Source organism: Acinetobacter sp. CFCC 11171, assembly GCF_003268405.1.
GTDB lineage: Bacteria > Pseudomonadota > Gammaproteobacteria > Pseudomonadales > Moraxellaceae > Acinetobacter > Acinetobacter amyesii.
In genome coordinates, this window is record NZ_LQXP01000005.1 from 23,944 (window position 1) to 44,400 (window position 20,457).

15 protein-coding genes are annotated in these 20,457 nt (G+C 39.6%); 11 read left to right on the top strand and 4 right to left on the bottom strand.

What is annotated here, in order from left to right; all coding sequences use genetic code 11:
• Positions 1 to 4: 4 nt before the first annotated feature.
• Positions 5 to 2,659: a Lon protease family protein gene (locus AVJ20_RS03960; RefSeq protein ID WP_416240535.1), complete on the bottom strand. Its 2,655-nt coding sequence runs from the start codon at positions 2,657 to 2,659 to the stop codon at positions 5 to 7.
• 206 nt (positions 2,660 to 2,865) lie between these two features.
• Here AVJ20_RS03960 and AVJ20_RS03965 point away from each other — a divergent pair, with 206 nt between their 5' ends.
• From AVJ20_RS03965 to rpmE, 5 genes are all read left to right on the top strand, one after another.
• Positions 2,866 to 5,010, top strand: coding sequence for an AmpG family muropeptide MFS transporter (locus tag AVJ20_RS03965; RefSeq protein ID WP_111884227.1), 2,145 nt, complete (start codon positions 2,866 to 2,868; stop codon positions 5,008 to 5,010).
• 197 nt (positions 5,011 to 5,207) lie between these two features.
• Entirely contained in the window at positions 5,208 to 5,609 is a 402-nt protein-coding gene (gene gloA / locus AVJ20_RS03970; protein ID WP_078190168.1) for a lactoylglutathione lyase, read from the top strand.
• A gap of 222 nt (positions 5,610 to 5,831) precedes the next feature.
• Positions 5,832 to 6,806 (top strand): bile acid:sodium symporter family protein, encoded by a 975-nt coding sequence (locus AVJ20_RS03975; RefSeq protein WP_111884228.1) that lies wholly within the window; start codon positions 5,832 to 5,834, stop codon positions 6,804 to 6,806.
• Positions 6,807 to 6,862: 56 nt separating this feature from the next.
• Positions 6,863 to 7,333 carry a hypothetical protein gene (locus AVJ20_RS03980; RefSeq protein WP_111884229.1) on the top strand — a complete coding sequence of 157 codons (471 nt, stop codon included), beginning with the start codon at positions 6,863 to 6,865 and terminating at the stop codon, positions 7,331 to 7,333.
• Positions 7,334 to 7,550: 217 nt separating this feature from the next.
• On the top strand, positions 7,551 to 7,775 hold the full coding sequence (gene rpmE / locus AVJ20_RS03985) for a 50S ribosomal protein L31 (RefSeq protein WP_078190165.1): 225 nt from the start codon (positions 7,551 to 7,553) through the stop codon (positions 7,773 to 7,775).
• Between the two features lie 85 nt (positions 7,776 to 7,860).
• Here the strand turns inward: rpmE and AVJ20_RS03990 are convergent, their stop codons facing one another.
• The 3 genes from AVJ20_RS03990 to epmB are packed head-to-tail and all read right to left on the bottom strand — an operon-like array spanning position 7,861 to position 12,748.
• The gene (locus AVJ20_RS03990; protein ID WP_111884230.1) at positions 7,861 to 9,990 is read right to left on the bottom strand and encodes an EAL domain-containing protein; all 2,130 of its coding nucleotides are present in this window, start codon (positions 9,988 to 9,990) and stop codon (positions 7,861 to 7,863) included.
• Positions 9,972 to 11,717, bottom strand: a complete 1,746-nt coding sequence (locus tag AVJ20_RS03995) for a GTPase (protein WP_111884231.1) — start codon at positions 11,715 to 11,717, stop codon at positions 9,972 to 9,974. The genes AVJ20_RS03990 and AVJ20_RS03995 overlap by 19 nt, the downstream gene beginning before the upstream one ends.
• 14 nt (positions 11,718 to 11,731) lie before the next feature.
• Entirely contained in the window at positions 11,732 to 12,748 is a 1,017-nt protein-coding gene (gene epmB, locus AVJ20_RS04000; protein ID WP_111884232.1) for an EF-P beta-lysylation protein EpmB, read from the bottom strand.
• 388 nt (positions 12,749 to 13,136) lie between these two features.
• On the opposite strand from epmB, the gene efp reads away from it, so the two are divergent.
• The 6 genes from efp (at position 13,137) to AVJ20_RS04030 (ending at position 20,439) form a co-directional block, all read left to right on the top strand.
• Positions 13,137 to 13,706 carry an elongation factor P gene (efp, locus tag AVJ20_RS04005; RefSeq protein WP_067762759.1) on the top strand — a complete coding sequence of 190 codons (570 nt, stop codon included), beginning with the start codon at positions 13,137 to 13,139 and terminating at the stop codon, positions 13,704 to 13,706.
• A gap of 194 nt (positions 13,707 to 13,900) precedes the next feature.
• Positions 13,901 to 16,003, top strand: a complete 2,103-nt coding sequence (locus AVJ20_RS04010) for a carbon starvation CstA family protein (protein ID WP_078191829.1) — start codon at positions 13,901 to 13,903, stop codon at positions 16,001 to 16,003.
• A 13-nt stretch (positions 16,004 to 16,016) separates the two neighbouring features.
• Positions 16,017 to 16,319 (top strand): YbdD/YjiX family protein, encoded by a 303-nt coding sequence (locus AVJ20_RS04015; RefSeq protein ID WP_111884233.1) that lies wholly within the window; start codon positions 16,017 to 16,019, stop codon positions 16,317 to 16,319.
• Between the two features lie 229 nt (positions 16,320 to 16,548).
• Positions 16,549 to 17,505, top strand: a complete 957-nt coding sequence (locus tag AVJ20_RS04020; RefSeq protein WP_111884234.1) for an AAA family ATPase — start codon at positions 16,549 to 16,551, stop codon at positions 17,503 to 17,505.
• Between the two features lie 12 nt (positions 17,506 to 17,517).
• On the top strand, positions 17,518 to 18,423 hold the full coding sequence (locus AVJ20_RS04025; protein ID WP_111884235.1) for a DUF58 domain-containing protein: 906 nt from the start codon (positions 17,518 to 17,520) through the stop codon (positions 18,421 to 18,423).
• A gap of 3 nt (positions 18,424 to 18,426) precedes the next feature.
• The gene (locus AVJ20_RS04030) at positions 18,427 to 20,439 is read left to right on the top strand and encodes a transglutaminaseTgpA domain-containing protein (protein ID WP_111884236.1); all 2,013 of its coding nucleotides are present in this window, start codon (positions 18,427 to 18,429) and stop codon (positions 20,437 to 20,439) included.
• The last annotated feature ends 18 nt before the right edge of the window (positions 20,440 to 20,457 follow it).

A 20,457-nucleotide genomic window follows, 5' to 3' on the forward strand; every position in this document is an offset into this window, starting at 1 on the left:
AGATTTATGACGGATTGTCTTCAGTCGGACTTTCTTCAACACGTTGCTCGTTTTCAGCAGTCCCATTTTTAGCAGTACTGTCTTGAGCTTCAGACTTCTTTGCCTTTTTATCTTTGTCCTTTTTTGACTTCTTCTTTTTTTTCTTTTTCTTTTTCTTTGGCTCTTCTTCCTCAAATTCAGCACCATCTTCAATCGCTTGCCAGTATTCAAGTTGCTCCATGACAGCAGCATAGATTGAGCCTTTGCTATAACGACCTTTTTTATCAAGAGTACCTACTGGGCGCGCCATCAAAATTTCTAAAGCTTGGTCAATGGTATCAATGGCATGAATATGGAATTGACCTTGTTGCACAGCTTCAATCACATCTTTACGTAACATCAAGTGCTGCATATTTTGGCGTGGAATAATCACACCTTGCTTGCCTGTTAGCCCTTGTAATTTACATGCATCATAGAAGCCTTCAATCTTGGCATTTACACCACCAATCGGTTGAACTTGACCCAATTGGTTCATTGAGCCAGTGATTGCCCATGATTGATCGATCGGTAATTGGCTAATAGCGGAAATAAGAGCTGAAAGCTCTGCAACAGTTGCGCTGTCGCCATCTACTTGGCCATAGCTTTGCTCAAAGGCAAGGGCAGCAGAAAAATGTAAAATTTGTTCACGACCAAAGTGTGCCTTTAAGAAACTCGACATCAGCAGGACGCCTTTGGCATGTAAAGAACCACCAAGTTCTACACTACGCTCGATATCTAAAATATCGCCGCCACCTTGATAAACCGAAGCCGTTAAACGTGATGGTAAACCAAATTCAACATCAGCATATTGAATCACAGAGAGGGCGTTAATCTGCCCGAATCGATGACCTTTGGTTTCGATTAACTGTGTACCGCGAGTGAGATCTTGCCAATATAATTCACGTAAGTAGCCTAGACGGTATTTACGATGATCAAGAGCGGTGTTGATATGTGTTTCTGTCACCATTTTATCGCCAGCAAGTGCTGCATGATGATGTGCTTCACGAATCAAATCACCTAAGGTGAGGGCATGTAATGACAAAGAGCTTTGATCTTCAGCTTGACGACTTGAATCAGTTAACAGTGCAGCAAGTGCTGTACGGTCAAATGGCAGAAGTTTGTCTGTTTGCACATAGTCAGCAATCAGCTGCATATATGCCTGCTCATTAATGTCATTACGTTGTAATGTATCGGTAAAATCGGCACGAATTTTAAAGACACTGCCCAGTTCTGGTTCGAGTTCTAAAATATCGTAATAAATATCAGGTTCAGCAAGCAGGATCACTTTGATATTTAAATCAATAGCTTCAGGCTCAATCGAAATACTGCCTGTCAATGTAAGCATATGTTCAAGTGAAGACAGCTTTAAATGTCCTGACTTTAATGCACGTTTTAGACCTTGCCATGCATAAGGCTGCTCTAAAAGTTGTTCAGCTTCCAAGATAAGGAATCCACCATTGGCCTTATGCAGTGCACCAGGACGGATTAATGTAAAGTCTGTGGTGATGGTGCCATTTTGGGTCAGTTGTTCGACATGACCTAGCAAATTGTAATGGGTTGGGAAATCTTCAAAAATAACTGGCGCACCAGCATTTGGTTTGTGTGTGGCGATGATGTTAGCTTGGTAGCGAGATGGCACGCGGTTAAATAGGCCAGGTGTAAAGTCATCTTCTTCTTGCTCAAGCACAAACTCAACATTTTGAATGATGTCATCTGCATATTGCTTCAGATAATCTTCCAAGCCTTCAACCATGCTGAATTTATTTTGAATTACATCAATACGCGGCATGACGACTTGTTTAGCAATTTCACGGTTTAAAACCTGAACTTTATCGCGTGCGTCATCTTCAAGATCACCAAGATGTAGACCAAGACGTTCAAGTTTTTTATCCATATAACGGACGTTTGACGCAATTTCAGCACGTTGTTTGCTGCTTAAAGCATTGATGTCTTCTTTCGACATTTCTTGGTATTTGTTATCGACCAAATGCATCGGAACGAAACAATGATCATCATCCTGAGAAATCAGTTTAAGATCGAGCTCTTCACCTTCTCGGGTTAATTCAACTAAAGCAAGATGTTGTTCATCACCAGCATGTTGGCGAATCATTTCAATGCGATTGTGATAGGTTTCTGCGGTGAAGCGACGTTCAAGCTGTTTTAATATAGTTTGCCAACTTTGATGTAATAACGTTTGGAATTTTGTCGCTTGACCAGAAGGAAGTTTTAGCGCAATCGGTTCACGCGGAAACTTGAAATTATTGACATACACCCAGTCTGAAGGCGTTGGCATATTTTTAGCGTGTTGTTGTAATAAGCGCTTAATCATGGTGCGCTTACCTAAGCCTGCGGTACCTACAGCAAAAATGTTATAGCCTGAATAGGGCAATGCAATGCCAGCTTCAACCGAAGCTCGGGCACGATCTTGTCCTAAAAAGTCATTGAGTGGTTTGATCCGCTTGGTAGACGTCGGTATTTTTTTAAGCTCAGGCGTATGCGTCAGCTGAAGCGGCTGCAACTGGGTTTTAGTTAAAGTATTCTGTATTTCGGGTTGATCAAAAGCGCTCTTTAGTGTCGTTACTGTTTCTGCTAAGTTTTTTGTGTTGGTTTCATTAATGGTGGTTGATAAAGAAGAGTGAATTTGTTCAAGTCGCTGGGTCACTGTTGAATCCAAAAAAACTAAAGAATAGAGATATGTAATTAAGGTATACAGGTTTAATGTCAAAGATCAAGCAACAGCATGCGAAATATCGATAAAATAAAACAATGATTTCATAAATGTTGTTGAAACCGATGTCATTAAGCGCTTGAATAGCATCATTCGATTTTGACAAAAATAACTGAGTCATGACAACACAAGCTTCAGGATGGAAATCTGCTTTTACTGCATTTTTAGACCGACGTGCGCTGATTATGCTTTTTCTTGGCTTTTCGGCCGGTATTCCAATTTTACTGATCTTTTCCAGTTTATCGCTTTGGTTAGGTGAAGCAGGAATTGATAAAAGTGCAGTGACTTTTTTTAGTTGGGCAGCGCTTGGTTATTCGTTTAAGTTTGTTTGGGCGCCATTAATTGATGAGTTACCTGTGCCATTTTTAACTAAACAACTTGGACGTCGCCGAGCATGGTTATTGATCGCTCAAGTTCTCATTATCTGTGCAATTTGTATCATGGCATTTTCAGATCCTGCTTTAGGACAAAGCTATATTTACCAAATGGCCGCTGGCGCTGTATTGCTAGGTTTTTCTGCCGCAACGCAAGACATTGTGATTGATGCTTATCGTATTGAGTTGGCAGAAACTGAAATGCAGACCGTTTTAGCTTCGACTTATAATGCAGGTTATCGTATCGGCATGATCGTGGCAGGTGCAGGGGCGTTATTTTTGGCGGCATATTTAGGCACGGCCAAAGGTAACTATATTTATGAAGCTTGGAAATATACTTATCTTGCAATGGCTGCTGTGATGGTTATTGGTATTATTACAACTTTATCGATACGTGAGCCGCAGGTTGACCGTGTACAAAAGCATTATAAACGGACCGACTATTATCGCTTAGTCGCTGTATTCTTTGCTGCGGTGGTTGCTTTTGTTTTGAGTTATATCTATTCAGGCGTTGCGGTTGAAAGCTTGAAAGAGCAGTGGCAAATTTCAGACTCATTTGCATTGTTCTGTTTAGAGGCTGTACGCTTTATTAGTTCAGCTGTGGTTGCTTTTGGTGTCGGTTCTGTTTTAGTGAAATCAGGTGCTGTAAATAAGCAGATGGCATTTGAAACTTGGGTTAATCCAGTTGCAGATTTCTTTAAGCGCTATGGTCTAAAACTGGCTTTAGTACTGTTGTTACTTATTGGTTTTTACCGTATTTCCGATATTATCGCCGGCGTCATTTCTAATGTGTTTTATCAAGATTTAAACTTCACCAAAGAGCAGATTGCTGAAGCTGTAAAAGTCTATGGTGTGATTTTTAGCTTGGTTGGCGGCTTCCTTGGCGGTTTGCTAGCGCAGCGCATGAACATTATGAAATTGATGTTTGTTGGTGCGATTTTAGCAAGTTCAACAAACTTGATTTTTATCGGTTTGGTCAAATCAGGTCAGCCATTGAGTGATGTCACTGTAAATGTAGCAGGGCAGCAATATACAGCGACGCCGGATGACACGGGAGCTTGGGCAGTTCAAATTCCAAAAGCAGTCTTGGCGGCTGATCAAAATATTAAAGTCACTGCGGATTATCAGTCGAAGAATCAACATCCAGTACAGGTGAGTTTGCCGTATCTGAATAATGCTTTTTCAAACTCAGCAATGATGTTGCTGCCAGTGACTTCAGATAACACCATTTCAGCTCAAGAGACTGCAAATAGTATCGTGGTCCGTGGACAATACTTGGCAGGCGAGTTAAAAGAAAATCAAAAAATTCAAATTATTTTGGATGCTAAACCATTCGACGCGAAGCTTGATAAAACTGGTGTTTTTAGTGCTGCAATTCCAGGTCAAGCACTCGAAACAGCAAAGCAAAAAACATTAACGGCTCAACTACTAGAAAATGATGTAGTGAAAAAGAGTGTCGATTTAACATATCAAGTGAATACATCAGCCAATATGTCAGGTGTACTTGGTGTTGATATTCAACCGATTAATTTGGCAAGTGCTGAACAGAATGTGGACATCAAAGGTAAGGTCATTAAGCCTTATAGTTCGCTGTGGCTATATTTCGCGATTATTGTCGATAACTTGGCGTCAGGACTTGCAGGCGCAGCGTTTATCGCATTTTTATCGAGTTTAACCAGTGTTTCTTTCACAGCCGTTCAATATGCTATCTTTAGTTCATTAATGACTTTAACCCCTAAAATTTTAGGCGGTTACTCTGGTACGATTGTGACCAATATCGGTTATCCAAACTTTTTCTTGATGACGACTTTAATTGGTATTCCGATTTTGATTTTAGTGGTTTGGGTCGCCAAGCTATTGAAAGAACATGAACAAAAATCCAATTCATAATTCAATTTAAATTAAAAAAGCCCATTCAATCTGAACGGGCTTTTTTATTCTAAGCTTATAAATAGCCTAAGCATATCTGCGGTTTTGGACAAGGATATTTGAAATAAGCAGGTATATGCGTTCTAGACTTAAATTGAACTTTGCATGTTAAATCCCTATAGTATTCAGACATAATGATAGATTTAGGAAACTCGATTATGCGCATGCTGCATACCATGTTACGTGTAGGCAATTTAGAGCGTTCATTGGCGTTCTATACTGAAGTACTCGGTATGACTTTGCTTCGTAAGCGTGATTATGAAGAAGGTCGTTTTACTTTGGCATTTGTGGGCTATGGTGATGAAGAAAATCATACTGTACTCGAGTTAACGCATAACTGGGATACAGATAGTTATGAGTTGGGAAATGCGTATGGCCATATTGCTATTGCAGTAGATGATGCCTACAAGGCTTGTGAAGAAATTAAAGCACGTGGCGGAAACGTGGTACGTGAAGCAGGACCAATGAAAGGTGGTGTGACCGTCATTGCCTTTGTTGAAGATCCAGATGGCTATAAAATTGAGTTGATCCAACAAGACTCAAATGCACGAAATAATTAATCTGCAATTATTCATTTAAAGTCATATGTAATGCTGAATATTCTTATTTATAATTTTTTTTGCGTTGAGCTCACTATCAACGTTTAAAATAATGAATATATCGGAGAAAAGCTGGCTTTATTTACATGGCCCAGTAAGATGAAATTTACTCAATGGTAAATTTAGCTTATTGGGCATTTTTTTGTCGATGCGTTTAAAGGGAAATTTGTACAGGATGTTGTTATGCTAAAAATGTTGGCTTTGGATCGTTTTACCATTCTACTTTTTGTAATGGTCATACTTGCGACTTTTTTGCCTGTCAGTGGTCAAGCTGCAGAACTTTTTGGCTATATTACAACGGCTGCAATTGCCATTTTATTTTTTCTACATGGTGCAAAGTTATCTCGTGAGGCTGTGGTTGAAGGCATAATGCACTGGAAGTTACATGCTTTAGTTTTTGGTTTTACCTTTGCATTATTTCCATTATTGGGTTTAATGGCGAAACCAATTCTCGTGCCGATGTTAGGGCAAGAGTTGTATTGGGGCTTTTTGTTTATGTGCTTTTTACCCTCGACAGTACAGTCTTCTATTGCATTTACTTCGGTAGCACAGGGTAATGTTGCTGGCGCAGTCTGTAGTGCATCATTTTCAAATATTATTGGGATGTTTATTACCCCAGTGATGGTGGCCTATTTTATTCTCGGTCAGTCACAACATAACTACGATCCGACGGCATCTATTATCCAAATTACGCTGTTATTACTGATTCCCTTCATTTTAGGGCAGCTCCTCCGTCCTTGGGTGTTTCCTTATATGAAGAAAATGCCAAAAATCGTGAAGGTATTTGATCAGGGCTCAATTTTGATGGTGGTTTATGGTGCATTCAGTAGTGCAGTGGTGGCAGGGCTATGGCATCAAGTGAGTGGTATGACCTTATTCCTATTGATTGTGGCGTGCTCAGTCCTGTTAACGATTATTATGTTATTGGCGTTATATGTGCCACGTTGGTTGGGCTTTAGCCGAGCTGATCAAAAGACGATTTTCTTTTGTGGCTCTAAAAAAACCTTGGCGAGTGGCGTGCCCATGGCACAAATTTTATTTATTGGGCAGCCGATGGGGATGATAGTTTTACCGATTATGATCTTTCACCAAATTCAGTTGATGGTCTGTGGTGTGATTGCCAACCTTTGGGCAAAACAAAGCCGTGGGCAAGAATAAGGGCGAGATGAATAGGTCCTTTTAAAATACCTTATATAGATGAAAAGAAAAAAATCATGAAAATTAAACAAGGTGTCTTTATTTTACTCTTGGGTCTGAACACAGCCGCTCATGCCCAAGAGGATTTATCCCTAAATAGTAACCGTGATGTCATTGAAAAAATGCCGCTCATCAGCCTGCAGCCCATGTTGGATTTTTGTCGTGATCGACAACCACAGATGAATACGGAATTAGATCAGGCTTATCAAGCTGCAAAGCTTAAATTAATTGCTGCGGTTCAGGCTGTCCGTTTTAATGGTGTAGAGCCATTAAAAGCAAAAGATGTTGATCAGCCCGTCGATGCACAATTTAAACAGCAGCTTCAAGGCATGTTAGAGGGTATGAGCAGATCATTACAGTCAGTAAATGCTACGACGTTTTGTCCTGCATTTATTGAAAGATTAAATCATTTTGATCAAGCCCAATTTCAGCGTATAGTCGAATTACAATATCAAAAATATTTAGAACAAGCTCAACCTAAAGAGTAGAGCGATTCAGCCTTGAATATCTATTTATTAACATTAAAAAATCAGCTATAATTTGCCTCAACTTGTTGTGCTTAGCTCTGACGGTATCCGTCTCGGTGGGCCAAAAGAATGGTCTGTTATGGTGTTGGTCTGCTTTTTTAAGCCTTCCTTGTAGTGATGCAAGAGTGATCAATTGCGATGACAGCTAAACCTTCTTAAATCTTAGGAGTAATCGACGATGCGCGCCGATATTCACCCAAAATATGAAACTTTAGTTGCTACATGTTCATGCGGTAACGTAATTGAAACTCGTTCAGCTCTTGGTAAAGAAACTATTTACCTAGACGTATGTTCTGCTTGCCACCCATTCTACACTGGTAAACAGAAAAGCGTTGACACTGGCGGTCGTATCGACAAATTCAAACAACGTTTTGCTGGTATGTCACGTTCTATCAAACGTTAATATCCAAAACGAAAAAACGGGCTTTATGCCCGTTTTTTTTTGTGCCGATAAAAAGATAAACCTTAAATCGGCAATGTTCAGAACCTTATTGGTCCTGAACATCGATGAGATGGTCGAGTTTCTTCTGGAAATAATCACCTTGAATAAAACGAGCTTCTACATTCCAAGCATTGGCAAACAGTGTCATGTCATTTAATTCACGTAGCATGATTTCAACAGTTTTGATTTCATGATAAGTGGTAATTTTTTCTTGCAGCTCTTGGCATGACTTGTCGTTTGCAAGCATTTGGGTCAAGCTTGAATCTAGTGTTAAGCAGTGAACATCCATTTGACGTAATAATGATTCACTAAACATCGAATGACCAAAATTACGTAAAGCCAGTTCGGCACCATTTTTACGAAGTTCAACAAATGCTTTTTGAGCGGCATCAATATTGAGCTGAATGTCTTCTTCTGCAAATTGTAAAATCAGTGGATTCTTCAATTTACTACGAATAATCGTAATGAGTTTTGAAATAAACTCAGGGAAGGTGCGGTCGTTATATAGCACTTCCTTGTTGAGGTTAACGATTAATTTAGCTTCAGGGAACTGAGTAATAAAGTTGTGTAGCTGTTTACACGATTCAACCAAGATCCAACGATCCAATTTAATGGATAGCTCTGAGTCTTCAGCCAATTCACGTAGTTGGGCGATATCTTTCCATTTATTTTCAAAAATAAAGCCGCTGGTTACTTCATAAGTATAAAGATGTGAATCTTCTTTATCATACAGTTGCTGATATTTAAGATGAATTTCACCGCGTTCTAAGCAGTTGCGAAGGGCCTTAATAACAGGAGCTTCATCACTAACGACAATCGGCGCAATTTGTGCTTCTGGTGTACCGAAATCCAAACTTGGTATGTCAATTTCTAATGGAACAGTTAAATCGATTTCAGGTGCTTGTTGGTTGGTTGGTAGCGCAGTATTAAAGGCTTTCGCAATAAAGGTATCAAAATGTGCTTCATCACGAATATCGCTGTCTAAAACACTGTATCCTATGCGTAAATTTAATGGATAAGTTTCATTGTTTACACTGAGTAATTGAGGTTTGCTCAGGGTGTTAAGACCAATCAACTTAGACTCAAGTTTGAGCTGATTATCCGCTTGGAATAAGGCAACGATTGCACCATTATCTAAACTAAATAATGGAGCATGAGTCTGATCTTTCAAGAAGTCTTTAATATTGGTGAAATAGCTCTTATAAGTATTCCAATCTTTTTGAAAAATCGCATCAGAACAAGAAGCCAATGTAAATAGAACCAATGCATTTACATTAGCAGGTTGCTGAGCAATGGTACGGTTGAGTTGTTGAAATGCTTTTGGTTTTTGTGGGCTAGCTTCAACTTGAGCATTGCTTACAGCATTGCTGCTTTGACTGCCAATTTCAATTGCGAGCTGTAAAGCATCTTCTTCAGCCGAGGCAATAAATTCGAGTTTTAGTGGGTTTTGCCCAGCCACTGCGATATTTTGTGAAACGAGATCAAAACGTCCTAAATCGAGCTGCCCTTGGCTAATTTTTTTAAAGCGTTGTTTAAAGTCGTTGAGGTCAGTAGGTTGTAATAGATCGAGTAAAGGCAGACCAATTACATCATCTTCATTTTTTAGACCAAACAAAGTGAGATATTCAGCATTGGCTTGAATATGAATGCCTTCTTGAATCACGGCAACCGCTTTACGACTATCTTCAACTAAAGACTGGGTTTGGATTTGAGCTGTTTCGAGCTCTTCCATTAAATGTTGCTGCGATTGTTGTAGGCGACTAAAGGATAAAGCACGGATTAAACCAAAATAGAAACTCTCAGGTTCAGCAATATCGACAATGTCATAAATCCCTTTTTTGACTAAACTTGCATATTGTTCTGCTTGATAGTCTTCAGGTTTAAGTAAAATAATCGGTAAATTCGGTTGGCTCGATAGTTGAACTAAACTTAAAGCTTGTTCATATTTTAAATCATAAGCACGTCCAAAAATGATCAAGTCCCAATTGAGATTCAGCTGTTTTTCGAAATTTTGTAAATCATCAAGTAATATGGCATGAACTTGATGTTCGCTGTCTGTCAATAAATCACGTATCTGGTTAAAACGTATTTGATTATCATCAATAATGAGTAATCGAGTTTCCGTACGTTTTAGTTTTTTGGATAGTAATGGATTTCTCACTTTAATGCTTCCCATAAGTCGTTATTTTTGATCTCATTGCTCTGTTTCGCAATAAAGTCTTTAACGACATTTTCTTGCTCTTCATTCAATAATTCATATTCAAAGCGAATAAAGCTTTGCGTCACCAACTGCGCTTTGGTGAGATAGACTTTGATGTCTTCTTTGCCTAAGCGAAGGTGGATCGTTTGTTTCTCTCGGAAGAGATTTGCCCCAGGTAAAATTAAGGTCGTAGACACTTGATCAAGTTGTGTGGTCTGTACCAATAAAGCAGGTTGATGATTTGTTGTATTGCGGTCGGTACGGATATGGGCTGAACATGGATACAAATCTTGAGCCAGTACTTCGAGACCCAATTCCAAACTTTTTTCAGTCGATTGTTTGATCCAACGAACAACACCGCCACGCCATTGGCTTTGAGCATTTTCTTGGATCAAAATAAATTCGCCGGTTTTTAAATTGGCTGGGGTAGGGCCAGTCCATTTAATGCGATAACCATTCACACTAATATCTAATACGTCAGCGGTATGAATCTGTTTTGCTTCACGATCTAGCGCTTTCGCATTAGTCATGCCTGTTGGCATATTTGAATCATGCGAATTGACAAAAGAGGCTTCATTGTGGAATTGATAATTGCCTTCCAAATCTAAAGTTTCGTGGAAGTTTTTACCTTTAGAGAGATAGAAATGCGCCACCATTAAGCTAAAGCAAATATTAATTTGCGCAGAATATTCATAACGTTCATGACGACGTTCAGTGTTGTTGGTCAAAATATTATGAATATGGAAATATAGCGCTGGAGTTAAAAATAACTTTTCATTTTTAGATAAATAATTGGCATTTCTAGTTTGCGTTTCGGTCAAATGATCGAGCAAGTTTTGCGTTGAAATGTATACATTGGCTTGATAAGACCGATCTTGTTTTGAGTTATAAATCGGTGGGTGATCTTTTTTAGTGTCTACAACATAGCGTGAAAGCGTGGTTTCTTTCGGTAGGATTTGAACCAATTTTGCCCAGTCAAAGCTACATAAATACAAACCTTGGATTTCAGCAGGGCGAATCTGATGGTTATTGAAAATATCTAACAAGACTAATTGTGCATAAGCTTGAGCAATATTTGCAATTTGATGTTGAGTACCCAGTAACTGATTGACATTACTTTGATAGAAATTGTGTTCAATGGCACATTCAATCAGTTGATGTGCCGCAATCCATTGACCTGCAGTCGGGGTGGCATACAACATATGTTGTTGATACAACAATAGTGTCAGTTGTTGCAGTGCATAGTAAATCGACGCAATTCGAGCGGTTTGTAAGCTTTTTTTATGGCCGAATGAAAAAATCGAAAACTTTTGTTGATTAAGCTGCTGATTACATCGTTTGGCAATATCAATATAGATTTTGGCAAAGTGGCTACGTAATAACATGGCCAATTCAATGATTTGGTCATTACGATCCGTGGTAATGAGGCTCTGATTGGTAAAGTGTTTTTCTAAGCTTGTGAGCACACTTTCCATAGTTGGATGTAAAATTTGAACCAAATCAAAACGTAACATCTCTTGGCATTTCAGCTCGGAGATTTCAAGTAAGGCATTGAATAAAGCTTTAGATGAGGTACCCAATTGTAAAATTGAAATACCGTTTAACCACTCTTGCAGACCTTTAGCATTGGTCGGACAAAAGCTTAATTTATCCAGCTTTAATTCAGTCGGATTGTAAAACGTATCTGAAGTATGCGTGGTCATCTTTATTATTTAACTCAAAAAGTTGAAGCCCCAAAAAGCGGTGTCTTGTTTTTTTCGCCCGCTATTTCCCGTACAAGTTTAGGAACCAAATAACCAGGTAGGTTCTCTAAAACTTTTTTATAAATTAAATCAATATCCTGAGCTGGTGTATCAAAATGATGAGCACCTTTTACTTTATCCAGAACATGCAAATAATATGGCATTACACCTGCGTCGAATAAGCGGTAACTCAAATCGACCAATGCTTCTGCAGAATCATTAACCCCTTTTAATAAGACTGCTTGGTTCAGCACGGTGATTCCTTGTTTGACAAGCTGTTGAAGCTGGCTGCACGTGAAGTCATCTAGCTCTGATGGATGATTTGAGTGTACCACTAGAATAATGCGTAGCCTACTGTTTTTTAAAATAGAAACCAGCTCTTCATCGACACGGTTGGGGATTACGATAGGAACTCGTGAATGAATTCTCAAAAATTTAATTTGTGGCAAAGTCGATAAACGTTCAATCCACACTTGAAGTTTACGATTTGATAGTGTGAGCGGGTCTCCACCACTTAAAATCACTTCATTAATATCGGGTTGTTGTTCAATATATTGTTTAATGTTTGGCCAATCGTCATTTTTAGGCAGGTTTTCTTGGTATGGAAAATGACGGCGGAAACAATAACGGCAATGGACCGCGCAGGCACCGGTTAAAGTCAGTAAAAAACGAGACTTGTACTTATGTAATACCCCTGGCTGTTGGTTAGCCTGCTCTTCACCTAATGGGTCGGTAACAAAACCGGCGTGCTCTTCAAGTTCCAAATGATGCGGTAGGACTTGGAGTAAAAGCGGATCGAGCGGATTACCTTTTTGCATTTTTTCGACAAAAGCGCGCGGAACGCGTAGGCGAAACTCATCTGCTGCGAACTGAGCACCCGATAATAACTGATCATGCGAAAGTTCTAATACATCGAGTAATTCTTGAGGATTTGTAATCAAATCACTCAATTGAGTTTGCCAGTTTTGCTCTTGAAATAAATAGTTTATCATGCCGAATGTTTAAAAAATGCAGAAAGGTGAGTGGGGAGTATTGCTGAAATTAATGAGTCGAACTTTGAAGTGTAAGCTGAAATAATTCCGATAAAGCTCACAACGGATGAAGCCTACGAAACATTTATTAAGTTTCAGTAAACAGCAATTTTACCTGTTTGTGGGCATTGTATAAACAAAGTTCTTTAATGTCTGAGTGTAAGTTAAGCAGCTTGACCCCTTTAATGGGGATTTTTTCGTTGCGACATGGTGCATTGGTCATTTAGAATACGCAATATCACATTAATGTGCATGTGGCAGCCAATGTTACAGTCAGTACTTGCTAAATGACATGTTACAGCCCATAGCATCTATAGATTAAAGTTAGTAAGTTTGGAGTGAGCCAGTCATGGCCTATTATTCTACGAATGATTTCAAGTCAGGCCTTAAGGTCATGCTTGACGGTAACCCATGTTCAATCATGGAAAACGAATACGTAAAACCAGGTAAAGGCCAAGCTTTTAACCGCGTAAAATTACGTAACCTTAAAACTGGTAAAGTTTTAGAAAAAACTTTCAAATCTGGTGATTCACTAGAAGCTGCTGACATCCAAGAAGTTGAAATGAACTACTTGTATAACGACGGTGAAATGTGGAATTTCATGGACCCAGAATCTTTCGAACAAATCGCTGCTGATAAAGTTGCTATGGGCGACGCGGCTAAATGGTTGAAAGATGACTCAAATGAACTTTGTACAATCATGTTATGGAATGGTGTTCCTTTAACTGTGAGCGCGCCAAACTTCGTTGTATTAAAAATCGTTGAAACTGATCCAGGTGTACGTGGTGATACTTCAGGTGGTGGCGGTAAACCGGCTAAGCTTGAAACTGGTGCAGTTGTACGTGTTCCATTATTCGTACAGCAAGAAGAAAGCGTTCGTGTAGACACTCGTACTGGTGACTATTTAGAACGTGCATAATGGTTTAAAAATAGACTATTATCGAAAGGGATGAAGTGATTCATCCCTTTTTTTATACCTATTGGTTTAAATTTTTATTCCAAAGTATTAGATGAAAAAACCTATAACAGGAGTAGAGTTTCAAGGGAAGAAACAGCAGTACCTCGAACAAGAAAAATCAAGCTGATTTATTTCAACATTTATGAGGGATTGAGATGGAAAACATTCAACCGAAGTCAGGAATGGCTTCAAAGATTATCTGGCTGTTTGTAGCCATTCTAGGTGCCGTTTCATTCGGCATACTAGCACTCAGTCGAGGCGAGCATGTCAATGCAGTTTGGCTGATCCTTGCAGCAATCTGTGTGTATAGCATTGCATATCGTTTTTATAGTTTATTTATTGCGAATAAAGTCTTTGAACTGAATGAGCGACGTTTAACGCCTGCTCATCGCTTAGCTGACGGTTTGGATTATGTGCCGACCAATAAAAGCGTTCTATTTGGTCACCACTTTGCTGCGATTGCAGGTGCAGGTCCTTTAGTCGGACCGATCCTTGCTGCGCAAATGGGTTATTTGCCGGGAACAATTTGGCTCTTGGTGGGTGTTGTTCTCGCAGGTGCGGTTCAAGACTTTTTAGTCTTATTCATCTCGACGCGTCGTGATGGTCGTTCACTCGGTGAAATGGCAAAACAAGAACTGGGTTCTTTTGCCGGAATCATCGTGATGCTTGGCGCACTTGGTGTGATGATCATCATTCTTGCGGTACTTGCTTTGGTGGTTGTAAAAGCGTTGACCAATAGTCCGTGGGGTGTCTTCAGTATCGCTGCCACTGTACCGATTGCGATTTTCATGGGTATCTATATGCGATTTATCCGTCCGGGTAAAATTGCAGAAGTGTCGATCATTGGTTTTGTACTGATGATGGCTGGGATTATCTATGGTGGCGACATTGCACAGCATCCGTACTGGGGGCCATTCTTTACACTTTCAGGTACTGAACTAACTTGGTGGTTGATTGGTTATGGTTTCGTGGCATCAGTATTACCTGTTTGGTTACTGCTTGCACCACGTGATTACCTATCTACTTTCTTAAAAATTGGTGTTATTGCAGGTTTAGCAATCGGGATTATGTTTGCTTTACCTGAAATGAAAATGCCAGCGGTAACGCATTTTATTGATGGTACAGGTCCTGTATTTGCTGGTTCAATGTTCCCATTCTTGTTTATTACCATTGCCTGTGGTGCGATTTCAGGTTTCCATGCGCTCGTTTCTTCAGGAACGACACCGAAGCTTGTGAATAATGAAAAAGATATTCGCATGATCGGTTATGGCGGCATGTTGATGGAGTCTTTTGTTGCGATTATGGCTTTGGTCTGTGCAACGATTCTTGAGCCTGGTGTGTATTTTGCGATTAATGCGCCAGCAGCGGTAATTGGTACAACGGTTGAGTCCGCTGCAGAAGCAGTTCGTACATTAGGCTTCGTGGTGACACCTGAAGCATTGACCTTACTTGCACAAGAAGTGGGTGAAAATTCGATTCTGTCTCGTACAGGTGGTGCACCAACATTTGCGATTGGTATGGCGCATATCATTACGGAAATTTTTAATAACCGTTCAATGATGGCGTTCTGGTATCACTTTGCGATTTTATTCGAAGCACTTTTCATTTTAACGGCAGTTGATGCGGGTACACGTGCATGTCGTTTCATGGTGCAAGATACTGTGGGTATCGTGATTCCTGCGGTTAAAAACTCACATAACTTCTTCGGAAATCTGTTAGGTACAGCGGTGGCTGTTGCAGGTTGGGGCTTCTTCGTTTACCAAGGTGTGGTGGATCCACTCGGCGGTATTAATAGCTTATGGCCGCTATTTGGTATTGGTAACCAAATTCTTGCTGCGATGGCATTGATCTTGGGTACAGTGATTTTATTCAAGATGAAAAAACAAAAGTATGTTTGGGTGACAATTATCCCAACATTATTCTTGTTTATTACTTCAATGACCGCTGGTTGGCAGAAGATTTTCCACGAAAATCCAAAAATTGGTTTCTTGGCTCAAGCAGATCGTTTTAATGCAGCAATTGCGAAAAATGAATTGTTGGCACCTGCGAAAACCATGGCTGAAATGCATACGGTTGCATTGTCGAATCAAATCAATGCCGGTCTTTGTGCATTCTTTATGATCGTGGCATTTGTGATGTTATTTGCAGCGATTGGTGTGGTGCGTCGTGCCTTGGCAAATCCAAATCCATCGGTGAATGAAGCAGAAGCGATTTACCGTGACCCAGCTGAAATTAATCCGTCAAATTCAGCACATTAATAGGGGAATATGAATGAACCTGAAGTTTGCAAAAAGTGGAAAAACGGTGATTTATAAAATCATTAAAATGACCATTCTGTCGCAGAAGGATTTAATTCTGAACCCGAAAAATTGGTCACGTATTGCGACGTTATGGCAACGTTTACAGCAAAGCTTCCGCCTGATGGTGGGTGTGCCAGATTACCAAAATTATTTGGAACATATGGCAAAACATCATCCTGATTTGGAAGCGATGGATGCAAAAACATTTTATCGTCACTGTGTAGATGCACGTTATCCATCAGCTGGTGGTGACATGAAGAAGTGTCCTTGCTAATGCAGTGACTCGAGCCAAAAATCTAAGAAAAAAGCGTTCTTCGGGACGCTTTTTTTATTGCTGATTTGTGATCAGTCGAAGCGAAAACAACCCTTTTGTATACTCAATAAATATCAAGCGTATGTATTAAAAGTAATGAACTGGGTATGGCTTGGAGATAAACACTGTATTTTTAAATAAAACCCTGTATGTTAGTCATTCATTTAACTTTTTTATTGGGGAATAAAAGGTGTTTTGGGGATCAGAGAAAAGCCAACAAAATAATACATCAACGCTTTTAAGTGAGCAGAGCCTTGCGCCTTTTTACCCGAAAATAAATATATTCCTCGAACAAATTAACCAAATTATTTTGGATAAAAATCAGCAAACCAAATTGGCTTTAGCTTGTCTATTGGCAGGCGGGCATGTGCTATTTGAAGACTTACCTGGTTTAGGAAAAACGACATTATCTAGCGCCTTGTCACATTTGGCGGGATTAAAGTTTCAACGGATTCAATTTACCAATGACATGCTGGCCAGCGATGTGATTGGGGTAAATATGTTTAATCAAAAAGAACATCATTTTGAGTTTAAATCTGGGCCGATTTTTACCCAAATTTTATTGGCAGATGAAATCAACCGTTGTAGTCCAAAGACCCAAAGTGCTTTATTGGAAGCGATGGAAGAGGGGTATGTGACGGTTGATGGTGTGCGATATGCTTTGCCTCAACCATTTTGGGTGGTTGCGACACAAAACCCTTTATTTCAAAGTGGTACTTATGCCTTACCTGAGTCCCAGTTGGACCGATTTTTAATGCGTTTGTCTTTAGGTTATCCATCGCGTCAGGCAGAGAAATTATTACTCCAACAAACTTCACGCCATGATCTGATTGCGGCATTAGTACATATCTTTAATGAAGCAGAAATTTTACAACTACAAGGCTTTGTCGAGCAGATACATCTGAGTGATCGTTTGATGGATTACATTTTGGATCTTGCTGCTGAAACACGTAAAGGGAGACATGGTCTTTCTACGCGTGGTGTTTTAGCCTTAAAGAAAGCTGCGCAAGCCTATGCGCTGATTGAGCAGCGAAATTATGTGAATCCTGACGATGTGCAAGCGGTGTTTGCAGCTGTGGTATCTCATCGAATTGGGTTGTCAGATCTTGAAGCCTTTAAGCTTTTAGAACAAGTTTCGATTCAATAAAGGAGTTGAACCTTGGCTTCGATGTGGCAGCAATGGATTGAACGTCGATTTAAAATTGATCAGCACAAGCAGCTGACTCAAAAAGACGTCTTGATCTTTATCTATCAGCAAGGCTACTTGTATTTGGTGTTAATTTTCATCACCTTTATTGCAGGTGTGAATTATGCCAATAACTTGATTTTAGGATTTTGCTTTTTAATTAGCGCTGTACTGTGTATTAGTTTCTATATTACTTTTAAACAGCTTCATGCGTTGCAGATTCAAATAAATGTTGTTGATACACCGCAAGTAGGTGAATTACTTTTGGTCGATATTTACTTTAAACAAGATGTAGAACAGGCGCGATATTTGTGGATTAAAACTGAAAATCAGCTACATAAATTATTGTTAAATACGCAACAGCATGGCTTTCAATTAAATTTTATAACCAGTCAACGCGGTGTTTTTCAGATTCCCCCTATACAAATTTATAGTGTTTATCCCTTTGGTTTGGTTCGGGCCTGGACGTATTTGTACGTACAGCAACCAGCGTGGGTTGCACCTCAAGCCAGTTGGCATTCCGTTGAAAATAAGCAACAACAGCAAAACTTTGAACCTGATCTTGATGAATTTCGCGAATTACGGAGTTTTCAGACGGGGGATTCACTTCATGCGGTGTCTTGGAAACAAGCAGCACGAGGACAAGGCTTATATGTGAAAGTCTTTGAACAATATGAAGATCTAAAGAAATTGGAGATTCATTATCACTATATGCCAGCTCAAAGTCATGAAGAAAAACTTAGCCTTATGATGGGTTTGGTCGAGCAGGCTGAGCAAAATTACGATCAATATGCACTGTATTTACCTAATGCTGAGTTAGCATCAGGCACTGGAGCACTGCATTTTTCCGAAGCTAAACGGTTATTGGCGCAGGCTTAATTGATGATTGAAAATACCATACGCCGCTCCATACTACTCACTTTAGCTTTGGTGCTCATTGCGCAAATGCTTTATATACCAGTGGTGACATCATTAGTATTTTTAGTCATTTGGCTTATTTTATTACACAATACCCGCGCCAGTAAAAAACCATTTTCTAAAATTTTAACCTATGTGCTGACATTGATAGCTTTATTCAGCATTTACATAAGTCATAAAACATTTATTGGTGTTGATGCAGGGGTTACAGTACTTAGTATATTTTTATTTGCTAAATCTTTAGAAACAAAAACACGTCGTGATGTAATTATTTTATTTAACTTTGCCATGTTTGTGATTGCCAGTAGTTTTTTGTTTAGCCAGTCTTTTGCCATGGCATTGGTCATTTTGTTGGCGTTGTTGAGCTGCTTTATTGGATTATTCCGTTTACAGACCGTTGGTTTTAGCCAAAACTCTGGCGGTGAAATACAAGCGATTAAACAAGATATTGGGCATGTGGGAAAATTTATTGCCTTAGCTGTTCCATTTTTTATTTTACTGTTTCTCTTTTTTCCACGCCTACCACCGCTATGGCACATTCCTATTCCTGAAAATAAAGCCACAACAGGGATCAGTGACAGCATGTCTCCGGGCGATATTTCTGAGTTATCACAGTCGAGTAGCTTGGCATTTCGTATAATCGGTGACATTCAAGCCTTGCCACCACGTACAGAGCTGTATTGGCGGGCGATGGCATTAGATGAATATAATGGTTCTAAATGGACCAGTCATTTTTTTAACCAGAACGTTATACAGCTGAAACCTGAAGATTTAAAACCGAAGCGGACATTGAATTATCAATATTTGGCTGCCGACCCAAGTGTGATGTGGATTATGTCGTTGGAGCAATCCGTTCCCAATGAAGCACGTTTTGCATTAGGTCAAGATGGTCGAATTACACCCTACCGATTATCGGCGCGTACGGAGCCGATACAACTGACATGGTTAGGAAGTGCAGAACCGCCACAAATAAAAAATGTGGCTTTACTTGATAAATTAAACACTCGCTATGTTGAACACTTGGATGTTCAATCACAACGATTGGCCCATACTTTATGGCAGCGAAGTCATCAAAATCCCGGGCGTTATATTGCCGAAGTTTTGCAATGGTATAAACAAAATCGCTTTGCATATACCTTAAGCCCAGGTGTATTGGGGCAAAATCGGATAGATGATTTTTTATTTGGATCAAGACAGGGCTTTTGCGAACATTTTGCTTCAAGTTTTGCAATGTTGATGCGCTATGTTGGCGTACCGTCGCGTATTGTCGTGGGATATCAAGGTGGTCAATTAGCACCAGATGGAAAAAGTTGGGAAGTTCGTCAACTCGATGCACATGCGTGGACAGAGGTTTATATCAATCAACATTGGCGTCGTATTGATCCGACGGCCATGATCGCACCGCAGCGTATCGATGGGGGGATGCAGGATTATATGGAACAAGATCGGACAATTTTTGGGAGCCAGCAGTCGACTTGGGCCTATCAGCAATTTTCGATGTTGAAAAAAGTCCGTGTATGGAGTGATTATGTGAGTTACCAATGGCAAAGCAAGGTGGTGGGTTATAATGCTGAATCACAGCAACAATGGTTTAAAAAGCTCGGGGTAAATTCTGCTTATGCAGGTGGTTTAATTCTTATATTGGGTATTGGTGGCATTGTAGCATTATATTTTATATGGATTTTGTGGAAAAAAAGAAAAAGCCTAAGCTCTCTTGAAAGAGAAATTGCCAAGTTTGCTAAGAATTTACCCTTGAGCCAGCAAAAAGTGGCTTCAGAAAGTTTTAGGCATTGGTTACAACGTTTGGCTGAAAATGTACCTGAACAGGAAAGGGCGGCATTTGAACAAGTTATTACGTTATTTGAGCAGGAAATTTATGTAGGTACCGCGCTAAGTTCTCATGATATTCAATATTTTAAGGCTTTGCTTAAAACTTGTACGCAAAGTTTAAAAAAGTCAGAAAAGGGCTTGTCATAAAAAATAAAAATGAATATG

Excerpts from the sequence above, each read along its gene's own strand:
- AVJ20_RS04030 (WP_111884236.1), top strand. The coding sequence starts at position 18,427 with ATGATTGAAAATACCATACGCCGCTCCATACTACTCACTTTAGCTTTG.
- AVJ20_RS03980 (WP_111884229.1), top strand. The coding sequence starts at position 6,863 with ATGAAAATTAAACAAGGTGTCTTTATTTTACTCTTGGGTCTGAACACA.
- AVJ20_RS03975 (WP_111884228.1), top strand. The coding sequence starts at position 5,832 with ATGCTAAAAATGTTGGCTTTGGATCGTTTTACCATTCTACTTTTTGTA.
- AVJ20_RS03990 (WP_111884230.1), bottom strand. The coding sequence starts at position 9,990 with ATGGGAAGCATTAAAGTGAGAAATCCATTACTATCCAAAAAACTAAAA.
- epmB (WP_111884232.1), bottom strand. The coding sequence starts at position 12,748 with ATGATAAACTATTTATTTCAAGAGCAAAACTGGCAAACTCAATTGAGT.
- AVJ20_RS03965 (WP_111884227.1), top strand. The coding sequence starts at position 2,866 with ATGACAACACAAGCTTCAGGATGGAAATCTGCTTTTACTGCATTTTTA.
- AVJ20_RS04015 (WP_111884233.1), top strand. The coding sequence starts at position 16,017 with ATGAACCTGAAGTTTGCAAAAAGTGGAAAAACGGTGATTTATAAAATC.
- AVJ20_RS04010 (WP_078191829.1), top strand. The coding sequence starts at position 13,901 with ATGGAAAACATTCAACCGAAGTCAGGAATGGCTTCAAAGATTATCTGG.
- AVJ20_RS03995 (WP_111884231.1), bottom strand. The coding sequence starts at position 11,717 with ATGACCACGCATACTTCAGATACGTTTTACAATCCGACTGAATTAAAG.
- rpmE (WP_078190165.1), top strand. The coding sequence starts at position 7,551 with ATGCGCGCCGATATTCACCCAAAATATGAAACTTTAGTTGCTACATGT.
- gloA (WP_078190168.1), top strand. The coding sequence starts at position 5,208 with ATGCGCATGCTGCATACCATGTTACGTGTAGGCAATTTAGAGCGTTCA.
- efp (WP_067762759.1), top strand. The coding sequence starts at position 13,137 with ATGGCCTATTATTCTACGAATGATTTCAAGTCAGGCCTTAAGGTCATG.